Genomic DNA, 12,974 nt, shown 5'->3' with positions numbered 1-12,974 from the left:
GTGCCCCTAAAGGAGTCCCACGAAGTCGAAACGAAGTCGAAAGGAAGTCGAAAGGACGCTTCCTTTCGACTTCCTTTCCACTTCCCGCACACAGCCCCACCACCACCGCCTTGACCAGCGGAAACGCAGCCAGCAGCCAGCACCCAAAAAGCAACCAAAACCCACCCAACCTACCCCCTCCGAAAGATCAGCCACCGCTGCACGACGAAGTTGAGCACGGTCACGACCGCCTGCGCGACGATGAACGCCACCAGCAAAGAGACGTTGACGTTGAGTTCGAGCTGTTCGTCGAGCACCGGGAACAGCAGGCGGTACAGCGTGATGTTGACGGCGTAGGTCAGGACGTAGACCAGCATGGTCGCGGAGAAGGTCCGCTTGGAGCCGCGCGCGGAGAAGGTCCAGCGCCGGTTGAGGTAGTAGGCGAAAAGGGTTCCGAGCACCCACCCCACCGTCCGTGCCCCGACGGTCCCGAGGACTTCGAATGCGACCTGCAGCACCCACGTGACTACGAGGTCGATGACGGCGGCGGCGATTCCGGCCGTCGTGAAGCGGGCGGCCTGGATGCGCAGCGAGTCGGAGCGCTTGTGGCCAGCGTCGATGAAGGCGTTGAGGGCGGAGGATAGGGAGGAAGAGATGGGTTTACCGCCTCTCGCGGAAAATCAGGGTGCGCTGCATGAAGAAGTTGGTGAGTGTCGCAACGCCTTGGGCGATGACGAAAGAGATGGTGTTTTTCACCGCCCCTTCGAATCCGAGCGCTTCTAGGGGCGCTTCTGTGACCCACCAGAGAAAGTTTTGCACCGCGAAGGTGGAGGCGTAGAGGAGGAAGACGGCCGTGGCGGTTTTGGCGGACAGCGCCGAGGAGAACGTGTATTTCGAGTTCAGGAGGTAGGCGGCGAGGGTGCCGAAGACCCAGCCGATGGCTTTCGCCAACTGGCGGTGGACGCCGACGGCGTCGAGGATCATCGTCAGCGAGTAGTCGATGACGGCGGTGAACACGCCCACGGCCACGAAGCGTTTCAGCTGCGTGCTCAGCGAGCTCGTCCCGGTATGCGGTGTCGACATAAGGGGTAAGCTTACTCGGCCGCACGCAGAAGGCCGCGGAAGATGTCCAGCTTGTCGACGGGCGCGAGCTGCCGCGGCCCCATCGCACCCACGGCGGCGAGCTGGTGGAGGGAGGCGTCGCACAGCTGGCGCACCTCGGCGGCGGGCAGGTGGGAGCCGTCGTCGTCGACCCAGCCGATGGCCTCCATGATGGATTCAGCGATGGTGTCGGTGAGCTCGTCGTTGCCGAGGCAGCTGAGGGCGAGCACCATCGCCCAGAACGCGTCGATGGCTTCGGGATCTGTTTCCAGCGGCAGGCGCGCGAGGATCTCGCGGGTCGAATCTTTAAGGTGCACGTCGCGACCTAAGTCGAGGGCCTGCAAGAGCGGGACGAGGTCGAAGAGTCGGGAGCGTTCGATGATGCCGCGCACCTGCGGGCGGGTGCGGCTCATGACATCGCGGGTGGTTTCGGTTCCGGTGAGTTCGGCGTTGATGCGGGCGATGTCGAAGCCGGTATCGCCGAAGCGTCCGGATCCGCCGACGCATAGGGCCCACGGGGTGCCGTCGTCACGAATCCAGCTATGCGCGGTGACGATCCGGAATTCCCATAAGCCCCAGCAGAAGGTGAGCTTTTCGCCGATGCGTCCGAGGTGTTCGCGCAGGTGGGCCTGGCGGTCGAGTTCTTTGCCGGCAGCGTCGTGAAAGGACCAGGGCGCGTTTTCCCGCAGGCCGAAGGCCACCGCGATGACGTCGCGCAGATCGGCCAGCTCGAGGGAGTCGATGACGCCGAGTTGGCGGTGGGTTTCGCCGTCGGCACGCACGTTCGCGATCTGGAGGATGATCGTGCGCGCCTGATGCGCGGGTCCGCGGCGGCGGGCACGCGCGGCCGCGAGGTCTATAACGACCTCGCTGTCGGCTTCGCTATGGCTGGTCATGACTTTTGGGGCAACGGCAGCGGCCGGATCTCACTGCCGAAGCGTTCGGCCAAATAGGAGCGCTGCTTGCGGGAGGACTCGAAGCTGTGCCAGTATTCGACGATCTCGGCGAGCGCCACCGCCATCGCCCACGCCTGCCGAGCGCGCTGTTCCCCGTGAAACGTCTCGGCGATCTCTTCCGGATCTGGGTGGGGTGGGGCGTCGAAACGCGGCAGGGTGATCTGTGGCCGCTCCTTCTTCGCCTGCTTCGCGGCCTCGCGCACCTTGGCCACCTCCTCGGCGACGAGCTGGGCGATCTCGGCGACCGTGTCCGGCTGCTCAACAACGAAGGCGTGCGCGGTGAGCTCGGCGGCGTCGGCGACGATCCACGCGCCGGACATCAGAGACGGCGCCTCCGGGTCGGTCTGGACGTGCCAGCACACGGTGTCGTCGTCACTCTTATCGACGACCGCCACCACAGCGTGTTCACTCATCTAGGACGCATCCCCCTGGTGCCGACGGTGCTCCACCTCAGAGCCGACGTACACCACCGCCCCGGCCAGCGCACCGAGCAGCGTGTGCGGGCGCTTCACACCCCGGCCGCGCAGATGCTTGGCGACGACACCTTCCACCGCCGACAACCCGGCCAGCGCCGCGGCCGCTGCCCCGATCACCGTCCAGGTAGTCACGGGCGAGGCGGCCTCGTCGGCTTCCGGTTCGTCGTCGGCAGGTTCTTCCGCAGCGTTCGCGGCGGCGGCAATGCCGAGGCCCGCGCCGAGCGCTGCGATACGCGCCCCGATGACCGGCCACCTCCCGGAGACATAATCCGGCACGGCGACGCACGCCGCCACGCCGAGGGCCTGGGAGATGCGGCCGAGCTCCGTGTCGTCGAGGCTATATGAGTCCTGTGCGCGTTGTTCCATGTCCCCGATACTAGCCAGTAAGGTAGGCGGGCATGATCCCGCAAAAGAACATCGACCCTTCAGACGTGCGCCACGGCGCGCACCTCGCCGCCCAGAAGACCGAGGCGCCGCTGAGCGATTTCATGGTACGGCTCATGGCCGAAGAGCTGCCTTTTTTGGACTCGAAGGACCGGGTGCGCGTCTACGAGTTGCTGCGCGAACACCAAGACGCCGGCGGGGCCACCATCACCAGCCAGGACGAGCTGCCCGCCGAGATCCGCGAGCTGATGGACCTTTAACCCAACCAAAACGCTCCCCGCACCCTGGTTAAGGATGCGGGGAGCGCCAGTCACGCCAGTGAAGGTCTAGCCGAAGATGCCGGAGGAAAACTCCGAGACAGCGTCGCCAGCGCCGGCGAAGATCTGGGCGAGCTTGAGACGAAAATATTCATCGGGCGTAACGAAATCTCAACCGGACAAGATAAAGAGCCCACGCTTACCTGACGCGTGCGCCGGGTAGGGTAGAGCAACGTACAAGGTGCCCGTGTCGCGTGGTTGCGCGCGGCATGTGCGGCACGTCCCGTCGAAGAGAAGATTGCAGAAGATGCACCAGCAGACCACCGTTAAGTCCCTCCACGGCTGGGGTCGCACTGCCCCATCGACCGCCCACGCCCTCGAGACCGCTGACCCGGAGACGATCATCTCTGCGGTCCGCCGCGTCGCCGAGGAGAACGCCGACAAGCCCGCCCACGCCCGCCGTGGCGTCATCGCCCGCGGCATGGGTCGCTCCTATGGCGATCCGGCGCAAAACGGTGGCGGTCTCGTCGTCGATATGCGACCCCTCAACCGCATCCATTCGATCGACCCGGACACCGCGCTGGTCGACGTCGACGCCGGTGTCACCCTCGACCAGCTCATGAAGGCCGCGCTGCCTTATGGCCTCTGGGTTCCGGTGCTGCCCGGCACCCGCCAGGTCACCATCGGCGGCGCGATCGGCCCGGACATCCACGGCAAGAACCACCACACGGCGGGCTCTTTCGGTGATCACGTCGTCGAGATGCAGCTGCTGGTTGCCGACGGCCGCGTGCTCACCCTGCGCCCCGATGGCTCCGACGACGACCCGGAGGCGACCCTCTTCTGGGCCACCGTCGGCGGCATGGGCCTGACCGGCATCATTCTGCGTGCCACCATTCGGATGACGAAGACGGAGACCGCCTACTTCGTCGCCGATACCGACCGTACCGACACCCTCGACGAGACCATCGCCTTCCACTCCGACGGCTCCGAGGCCGGCTACGAGTACTCCTCGGCTTGGTTCGACGCCATGAGCCCGGAGCCGAAGCTCGGGCGGGCGACGATTTCGCGCGGCAGCCTCGCCACCCTGGACCAGCTCAAGGAGCTGGCCCCGAAGCTCGCGAAGGACCCGCTGAAGTTCAACGCTCCGCAGCTGATGACGGTCCCGGACATCTTCCCGTCGTTCACGATGAACAAGCTGACCCTCGGCACCATCGGCGAGCTCTACTACGCCATGGGCGCCCCGGCGCGGAACCAGATCAAAAACCTCACGCAGTTCTACCAGCCGCTGGATCTCATCGGCGAGTGGAACCGCGGCTACGGCAAGAAGGGCTTTCTGCAGTACCAGTTCGTGGTGCCGACCACCGCGGTGGACGCCTTCAAGCAGATCATCCGCGACATCCAGGCCTCCGGCCACTACTCGGCGCTCAACGTGTTCAAGCTCTTCGGCGAGGGCAACCGCGCCCCGCTGTCCTACCCGATGCCGGGCTGGAACGTCTGCGTCGACTTCCCGATCCGCCCGGGCCTGAACTCCTTCCTCGACCGCCTCGACGAGCAGGTCATGGAGTTCGGCGGCCGCCTCTACCTGGCCAAGGAGTCCCGCACCTCCGCCGAGAACTTCCACAAGATGTACCCGGAGCTCGAGGGCTGGCTGGCCACCCGCAACGAAATCGACCCGACCGGCGTGTTCGCCTCCGACCTCTCGCGCCGCCTCGAGCTGCACTAGTCCCCCACTAGTCCCACCACACAAAGGAGATCACCATGCTCAACGCAGTAGGCCAGGCCCAGCGAATCGCCTTATTCGGCGGCACCTCCGAAATCGGCCTCGGCATCGTCACCGAGTTTTTGAAGCGCGGCCCCGCCGAGGTCGTCCTCGCCGCCCGCTCGGCCTCGCCCCGGGTGGACGCGGCCGTCGAGAAGCTTCGCGACGCCGGCGCCTCCGAGGTCACCGTCGTCGACTTCGACGCGCGCGAGACTGATCAGCACCCCGAGGTCGTCGACCAGGTTTTCGCCGGCGGGGATGTGGATATCGCGATCGTCGCGTTCGGCACCCTCGGCGATCAGGAGAAGCTGTGGCAGGATCACGCCGCGGCCGTCGAGAGCGCCGAGATCAACTTCACCGGCTACCTGTCGGTCGGCGTGCTGCTCGGCCAGAAGCTCAAGGAGCAGGGCCACGGGCATCTCGTCGCGCTGTCCTCGGTCGCCGGCATGCGCGTGCGCCGCTCGAATTTCGTCTACGGCGCGTCCAAGGCGGGTGTCGACGGCTTCTATTCCCAGCTCGGCGTCGCCTTGGAGGATTCGGGTGTGCACGTGCTCGTCGTGCGCCCCGGCCAGGTGCGCACGAAGATGAGCGCGGATGTCGAGAAGGAAGCACCTTTTACGGTGGATGTCTCCGATGTCGCCGAGGCCACCGTCGAGGCGGTGCTCGCGGGCAAGGACTCCATCTTCGTGCACCGCAACTTCGGGCCCATCTCGCTGATTCTGCGTAACATCCCGCACAAGATCATGAAGAAGCTCAGCTTCTAGCGGTTTCTCCCGCGACTCTGCATATCGGCGAGCTTGTGCGACACTATTGGGCATGAGTACTGCCGTTTGGAACGTCGACGGCCGCGCGCGCACCGGCGGCCGCGACACTCTGAGCCGCGCACACACGCTCTGGGCCACCTTGGCGGCCGGCGTGTTCGCGGCTATCTTCTCGCTGGCCGCCTGGCTCGTGCTGGAGCGCACCAGCCTGCCGGCGTTCAACACCTCGATGGTCACCCGGGCGCTGGCGACGGCCGGCACCCTGATGGTGCTCGTGGCCGTCGGCGTTTTGGCGGTGTGGTGGCTGCGGGATACGTCGCCGCGGCCACGGTGGCGGCGGATACTGACCTACCTGGTGTTTTATATCGCCCCGGCGGCGCTGGTGGTGACGACGATCGCGATCCCGCTGTCGTCGACCCGCCTCTACCTCGACGGCATCCAGGTTGACCAGGCGTTTCGCACTCAGTTCCTGACGCGCATGGAAACCACCATGGCGAATCAGGACATGAACTACCTGGACATGCCGACCTACTACCCCATCGGCTGGTTCTGGCTGGGCGGGCGCCTGGCGAATGTGCTGGGTATCCCCGGCTGGGAGGTCTACCAGCCGTGGGCGATTGTCTCGCTGGCCATCGCCGCCTCTATCCTCGTGCCGCTGTGGCAGCGCGTCACCTCCTCGCTGCCGGTCGCCGCCGGGATCGCGCTGGTCACCACGGCGATCACGCTCGTGTTGAGCGCCGAGGAGCCCTATGCCGGCATCATCGCCATGGGGGTTCCTCTCGTGTTCGTCATCTTGCACACCGCGCTGGGTGGCTCGTGGTTTGCGACGGCCGCGGTCATGCTGTTCTTCGGCGTCTCGGCGAGCTTCTACACCTTGTTCACGGGCGTGGTGGCGCTGGCCGTCGTGGTGTTCGCGGTGGTCTTCGCGGCGACCCACCGGCGGTGGTGGGTGCCTTTCACCCGCATGTTGGTGATCGGTTTCGGCTCGATCGCGATCGCCGCGCTGGCGTGGGGCCCGTACTTCTACCGCCTGCTCACTGGCGACGAGCAGCCGGAATCCACCGCGAATCACTACCTGCCCGCCGAGGGCACCCAGGTGCCGGTACCCTTCCTCGCGCCCTCGGTGATCGGGCTTTTGTGCCTGATCGGTCTGTTCTATCTGGTGCTGCGTTTCCGCGATCGCGCGGTGCGCATGCTGACGATTGCGACCGTGGTCTTTTATGCGTGGGCGCTGGCGTCGATGGTGGCCACCTTGGCGGGGTCGACTCTTCTGGGTTTCCGCATCGAGATCCTCATCGTGTTGATGATGGCCACCGCCGGCGTGCTCGCTCTCGCCGAGATCGGCCGGGTGGGCCCGGCGCGGCTCTACCCGGAGTCCACGCACCCGCATGTGGCGCGGCGGATCACCACGATCGGGATGATTGTGTTGCTCGGCGGCGGGCTCTTCTACGCGCAGGCGATCCCGGCGCGCAACGAGTCGGCCATCGACAACGCTTATTCGGATACCGACGGCTACGGCGAGCGTGCGGACCAGTACGTCGCGGACGTGGGCTCGGCGTACGTCGACATCCGTGACACGATCACCGGCTATGGCCACGAGCCGACCGAGACCGTCGTGCTCACGGATGAGACACCTTTCCTCTCTTACTATCCTTTCCATGGCTTCAACGCTTTCACCAGCCACTATGCCAACCCGCTGGGCGAGTTCTCGCAGCGTAACGAAGAGATCGCCCGGTGGGCCGAGCAGTCCTGGTCGTCTGCTTCGGACCCGGAGGCGATGCACGAGCTGATCACGTCGAGCCGCTGGGAGGCCCCGGATGTCTTCCTGTTCCGCGGCAGTGATGCCGAGAATCTCGACGACGGCTGGAAGCTGCATCTCGCGGAGGATATCTACCCGAATCAGCCGAACGTCCGTTATGAGGCCACGTTCTTCAACCCGGCCGCGTTTGACGATCCCGATCTCTGGCACATCGACCAGGTCGGTGCATTCGTGGTCGTGACCGCGACACACTAATATCATTTCTGCTATGTCCACAAGAACCACACCTGCCACACCTGCCACAGGCGTATTGCCGGGGCGGGTGAGCTCTCCGCTCGCCACGCTCGGCGCCGTCTCCGGCATCGCCGCGTTCCTACTGTTCATCCTGGTTCCTTTCCTGCCCGTGAATCAGGTCCAGTCCTCGGTCAGCTGGCCGCAGAACGAGTCTCTGAACTCGGTCAACGCGCCGCTGATCTCTGTCGCGCCCGAGAAGTTCCGGGCCGAGATCCCCCTCGCCGCCGCGGACATGGTGCGCGACGAGGAATCCTTGATCCTCGCCACCGTGCCACCGTCGGGCCCGCACGCCTCTGACCGCGGGCTTTTCATCAACACGACCGAGGACGGCGGCATCGACGTCGCGGCACTCAGCGACGTCTTGATCTCCCTCTCCGCCGAGGATCTCGACGAAGCCGGCGACGACGCCTCCCTGGAGATCGAGTTCACCGGCGACGGCTCCCGCGTGACGGTGGAGGGCACTGACTTCGGCGACGAGAGCACCGAAGACCTGCGCCCGCAACTCACGGGCATCTACACCGAGATCGACGACACCCCGGAGAACTACCAGGAGCTTGTGGACGCGGGCCTGGCCGTGGACGTCGAAATCAACTCTCGGTTCACCTCAAGTCCGACCATCACCAAGCAGGTGGCGATGTGGCTCGGCACCGGCCTGGCGCTGGTGGCGGTGTGGGCACTGTGGCGCCAGGGCCGCGACGAGCGCCCATCGCAAGATAAGGACTACAGCCGGTGGCGCCGGGTGACGGGTCTCGACGGCATCGTCCTCGCCATCCTGGGCTTCTGGCACATCTTCGGCGCGAACACCTCCGACGATGGCTTTATCCTCACCATGGCGCGGGTGAAGGAAAACGCCGGTTACCTGGCAAACTTCTACCGCTGGTACGGAGTTCCCGAAGCACCCTTCGGCACGCCCTACTATGACCTGCTCGGACTGATGTCGCAGGTGAGCGCCAACTCCATGTGGATGCGGCTGCCGACGTTGTTGGCCGGTATCGGTATCTGGCTGCTGTTGTCGCGCGAGATCCTGCCGCGTTTCGGCGCGAATATCGACGACCGCCGGGTCGCCCACTGGACTGCCGCCTTTATGTTTTTGGCGTTCTGGCTGCCGTTTAACAACGGCATCCGCCCGGAGCCGATGGTGGCTCTGGGCACGCTGGTGACCTGGGTGCTTTTCGAGCGAGCCATCGCCCACCAGCGCCTCTTCCCCGCCGCGCTGGGTTCTTTCACCGCGGCTCTCACGCTGACCGTCGGGCCCACGGGCCTGATGGCCGTCGGCGTGTTTTTGATCTCGCTGCCCGCTGTCATCCGCATGATCGCCCGCCGCGTGGAGAACAACCCGGAGCAGAAGCTGCGCGCTGGTCTCGGCACCATCGGCCCGTTTTTGGCCGCCGGCACGTTCGTTCTGGTGCCGGTGTTCGCCGATCAGACGTTGGCGACCGTCATGGAATCGACCCGCGTGCGCGGTGCCGTCGGCCCGGCGTTGGAGTGGTACTCGGAGTACGTCCGCTACGCCACCCTGTTCCAGGAAACCGTCGATGGCTCGCTGACCCGTCGTTTTGCCATGTTCCTCATGTTCGCCTGCCTGGGGCTGGTGCTCTACGGAGTCATCCGCAATGGCAGCATCCCGGGCGTGAACCGCGGGGCGACGATCCGCCTGTTGCTCATCGTCGGCCTGAGCATGTTCTTCCTCATGTTCACCCCGACGAAGTGGACCCACCACTTCGGCATCTACGCCGGCATCGCGGGCGCCGTGGCCGCCCTCGGCGCGGTGGTGCTCAGCCAGATCGCGGTCCGCTCTCCGCGGGTGCGCACCTTCGCGCTCGCCACGGTGATGTTCCTTTTGGCGCTGACCTTCGCCGGCTGGAATGGCTGGTGGTACATCTCCGCCTACGGGGTGCCGTGGTGGGACAAGAAGCCACAGATCAGCGGTATCGAGTTCACCTCGATCATCCTGCTGATCTCCCTTTTGATCTTGGCGTTTGGCATCTTCCAGACCTTCCGCCACGAGTACACGCGCGCCCAGGCCATCAAGGCCGGCACGGTCGAGGATTTCGACGCCCGCGACCGCCAGCACGCCGGCCGGTGGGCGACCGCCATGACCGCCCCGGTGGCGCTGGTGTCCATCCTCGTGGTGCTCTTCGCGATGGCCAGCTTCGTCAAGGCTTTCGTCGACCAGTACCCGGCGTATACCGTCGGTTTGGGCAACCTGCGCTCGTTGACGGGCGACACCTCGCATTTGGCCGGCGACACCCTGCTGGAGACGAACACCAACGATTCCTTCCTCACCCCGCTTAATGACGACGTCGACTTCGGCGACTCGCTCGAAGACGAGGACACGGTGGGCTTCGGCCCCAACGGTGTGCCCGGCACGATCACCTCCGATAGCACCGACGCCGCTAATGTCGGCGCCATCGGCAGCGACAACGGTGCCGAAGACGCCGCCACCACGGGTTCCACGGCTACCGACAACGATGCCGACACGACAACGGGATCCACCGGCGACGACGAGGATTCCACTTCGGGAACCACGGACACGGACGAGGACACCTCGACGACTGGGTCGACTGACGACGAACAGCAGACCCAAGACACCGCCGGCGGCGTGCGCGCCGGGGCGGGCGTGAACGGTTCCTTTGCCCACCTGCCGTTCCACCTGGATCCTGCGGAGATTCCGGTCGTCGGTTCGTGGACGGAGACTCCGACTACGGCGGCGAAGACGACGACCGCGTGGTACGAACTGCCCGAGATCCAGGAGAACACCCCGTTGCTGGTGGTCTCCGCGGCGGGCAGGATCGCCCACACGGACCGTGACGGCATCGAGCAGCCGGGTGAGAAGCTCGTCGTCGAGTTCGGTAAGAGCGACGGCTCCGGCCAGCCCGAGGTGCTCGGTGAGGCTCAGCTTCTCGATCCGGGCCTGGCCCCGACGTGGCGTAACCTGCGACTGCCGCTCGACGCGCTGCCTGAGGAGACCGATACCATTCGCCTGGTGGCCGAGGACACGTCGCTGGATCCGGACACCTGGCTGGCCTTTACCCCGCCGCGTATTCCGGAGCTGTCGCAGATGTCGGACGAGATCGACGACACCCCGCCGGCTCTGCTGGACTGGCCGGTCGCCTTGCAGTTCCCGGAGCAGCGCAGCTTCGATCACTATGCCGGCGTGACCGAGATCCCCGAGTACCGCATCTCGCCGGATGACCCCGGTAGGGAGGCTCTGTCTGGGTTCCAGGACTTCTACGGTGGCGGCGCGATGGCCACGGCGGAGGCCGTCAACACCTCGTATGAGATCCCCAGCTACGCCGCGAACGACTGGCAGCGCGATTGGGGCTCCCTTGAGCGCTACCAGCTGCGCCGCGATTCCGAGGGCAACGAGCCCGATAAGGCCGTAATCAACCATGAGGAGATCGTCCGTTCGGGCCTCTGGCACGAGTCCGACATGAAGATCCGCGAGGACTAATCACTCGGGTTCCTCCTCGGTCTCCTCGGCCGCTGGGAATTCCGCGTCGTCGAAGCTGTCGCCGGTCAGGGCGAGGACCTTCGTCTCCTCCACTTCTTCGAATCCACCCCGATGGAGAATCATCGGGGTGGATCTGTTTTTGGAGAAGAACGTGGTCCCATCGGGGAAGCGGAAGTACACCATCGACCGGTCCCTGTCGTCCAGCTCGACGATGACGACGCCCGCGGTGACCAGCGAGTGACAGGCCGCGCACAGCGGCATCATGTTCCACACGGCCGTGGGGCCTCCGTGGTGGTGACAGACGATGTGGTGCATCTCGAGGAAGCGGGAGTGGTTGCATCCCGGCATGGCGCACTGGAATCCCCAGCGGGCCACGAGCGCGCGGACCTGCAGGTCACTGGCGAGCCGCCGCGGCCGGGAGACCATGATGGTGGTGCCATCGGAGTCGAGCATGTGGGCGCGCAGCATGCCGTTGAAGGCGGCGGCGACGAGGTCTGGAGCGCGGGCGGCCGGGTTTTCCGGCATATACGGCCGGCCGTCTTCCGTCATCATGAGGTTGACTTGGGTGCCGGGCGCTCTCAGCGGGCTGGTGGGGTTCGAGCGCACCATCGAGGTCATCGATAGGAATGCCCCGAGCATGTGCTGCCGCAGCGGTGCACCGAAACCGCTGGCCGGCGGGTTCTCTGCCGGTGCCGCCTCGGGCGTCTTTTCTGCCTCGGCGAGTGCTTCGTCGAGCGCGTCATCGTCGGCAAGGACCTCGGGGTCAATGTCCTCGAGGCCGCGGATGCTGGCTAGCTCAGCGATCTTGAGGGCAGCTTTCAGCGCTGCGCCGTGCTCTGGGTTGAGGCGGAAGCTGCCGGTGAGCCACCCTTCGTCGTCATAGCCGAGGTGAAAGCTCTCCTGCCTGGGCTGTTTATCTGCTTTATCGGCCCCAGCCAAGACGGCTTCGAGTTCCGTGAGAGTCAGTGTCCTGGCCAGTTCGACGAGGCGTTGTTCGTTGTCGCACGTGAGGTGGGCGGAGATGAGGCGGCAGGCGGTGTAGCCGATCTCGCCGTCGAGAAAAGCCTGGCCAGCGAGCTCGAATTCATGCATCAGTTTGCCGAGGCGCAGGTATTCCCAGGCGGTCGATTCTGCGATGCCTAGGTGCCGGCGAAGCCATATCTGCGTCGACGGGGCGCCACGCTCTTTAGCGAGCCCACGGGCGTGAAAATCCGCGAGCGCGAGGATGAACGCCGCCCGGTATCGGGTCATCTCCTGATGGACGTGCGTCATCGTTCGAACGAGTGTTTCTGCGGGCATATCCCGGATTTCCCCCGGTGTATACATGTAAATCCCCCTGATGGCGTTGTCTGCCTGCTTGTTGGACCCTACATTAACACAAAACTAGGACACATGTTCGAATTATATTCACACACATGTTCTAATTCCGGCGCATTTACCGAGCTCAAACATACGAGAGACTATGCGTCCGCATAGTAGTCTTCCCGAATAGATACAGGCGTTCGAAAGGGAGATGACACGGCTTTCAACTATGCTGCCGCATAGTAAACAGCGGGATGCGGTAGAAACTTAGCCCAGAAAAATCTCTGGAGCCTCCGCGGCTCCAGGCGACAACGCTCCGGTAACCGGCTCGTCGTGGCTCTACCTCAACCCCTTTTCTCGCCTGCGGTCAAGGCCCGGACGTGTTTTTCTTGCGAAAACTACCCCCGGCACACGCCGCAACGGCGACATATCACTATGCGGCCGCATAGTGCGCAGCCCTCGCGAAGCCCCACAAGAGCAGTCATGGGGAGC

The 12,974-nt window shown here is 65.0% G+C and carries 11 protein-coding genes; 5 read left to right on the top strand and 6 right to left on the bottom strand.

What is annotated here, in order from left to right:
• Positions 1-170: 170 nt before the first annotated feature.
• The 5 genes from C3B44_RS00580 to C3B44_RS00560 form a co-directional block, all read right to left on the bottom strand.
• Positions 171-563, bottom strand: a complete 393-nt coding sequence (locus tag C3B44_RS00580) for a GtrA family protein (protein WP_268876442.1) — start codon at positions 561-563, stop codon at positions 171-173.
• 76 nt (positions 564-639) lie between these two features.
• Positions 640-1,062, bottom strand: a complete 423-nt coding sequence (locus C3B44_RS00575; RefSeq protein WP_199222441.1) for a GtrA family protein — start codon at positions 1,060-1,062, stop codon at positions 640-642.
• A gap of 11 nt (positions 1,063-1,073) precedes the next feature.
• On the bottom strand, positions 1,074-1,976 hold the full coding sequence (locus C3B44_RS00570) for a hypothetical protein (protein WP_199222440.1): 903 nt from the start codon (positions 1,974-1,976) through the stop codon (positions 1,074-1,076).
• Positions 1,973-2,449 (bottom strand): hypothetical protein, encoded by a 477-nt coding sequence (locus C3B44_RS00565; protein WP_108430652.1) that lies wholly within the window; start codon positions 2,447-2,449, stop codon positions 1,973-1,975. The genes C3B44_RS00570 and C3B44_RS00565 overlap by 4 nt, the downstream gene beginning before the upstream one ends.
• Entirely contained in the window at positions 2,450-2,878 is a 429-nt protein-coding gene (locus tag C3B44_RS00560) for a hypothetical protein (protein ID WP_108430651.1), read from the bottom strand.
• 32 nt (positions 2,879-2,910) lie between these two features.
• Between C3B44_RS00560 and C3B44_RS00555 the strand changes: the two genes are divergently transcribed.
• From C3B44_RS00555 to C3B44_RS00535, 5 genes are all read left to right on the top strand, one after another.
• A complete protein-coding gene (locus C3B44_RS00555; RefSeq protein ID WP_108430650.1) occupies positions 2,911-3,156 on the top strand; it encodes a hypothetical protein in 246 nt (81 codons plus the stop codon).
• Between the two features lie 304 nt (positions 3,157-3,460).
• Entirely contained in the window at positions 3,461-4,876 is a 1,416-nt protein-coding gene (gene dprE1 / locus C3B44_RS00550) for a decaprenylphosphoryl-beta-D-ribose oxidase (RefSeq protein WP_108430649.1), read from the top strand.
• A gap of 35 nt (positions 4,877-4,911) precedes the next feature.
• Positions 4,912-5,676 (top strand): decaprenylphospho-beta-D-erythro-pentofuranosid-2-ulose 2-reductase, encoded by a 765-nt coding sequence (gene dprE2, locus C3B44_RS00545; protein WP_108430648.1) that lies wholly within the window; start codon positions 4,912-4,914, stop codon positions 5,674-5,676.
• Positions 5,677-5,728: 52 nt separating this feature from the next.
• The gene (locus C3B44_RS00540; RefSeq protein WP_108430647.1) at positions 5,729-7,687 is read left to right on the top strand and encodes a galactan 5-O-arabinofuranosyltransferase; all 1,959 of its coding nucleotides are present in this window, start codon (positions 5,729-5,731) and stop codon (positions 7,685-7,687) included.
• A 67-nt stretch (positions 7,688-7,754) separates the two neighbouring features.
• On the top strand, positions 7,755-11,180 hold the full coding sequence (locus tag C3B44_RS00535; protein WP_235840474.1) for an arabinosyltransferase domain-containing protein: 3,426 nt from the start codon (positions 7,755-7,757) through the stop codon (positions 11,178-11,180).
• Here C3B44_RS00535 and C3B44_RS00530 read toward each other — a convergent pair whose 3' ends face one another.
• Positions 11,181-12,452: an HNH endonuclease signature motif containing protein gene (locus C3B44_RS00530; RefSeq protein ID WP_158268661.1), complete on the bottom strand. Its 1,272-nt coding sequence runs from the start codon at positions 12,450-12,452 to the stop codon at positions 11,181-11,183.
• Positions 12,453-12,974 lie beyond the last annotated feature (522 nt).

The sequence above is a fragment of the Corynebacterium yudongzhengii genome, assembly GCF_003065405.1.
GTDB classification, from domain to species: Bacteria; Actinomycetota; Actinomycetes; order Mycobacteriales; family Mycobacteriaceae; genus Corynebacterium; species Corynebacterium yudongzhengii.
Note: the sequence above shows the minus strand (reverse complement) of the source record. Positions and strands in the feature narration are given on the sequence as shown.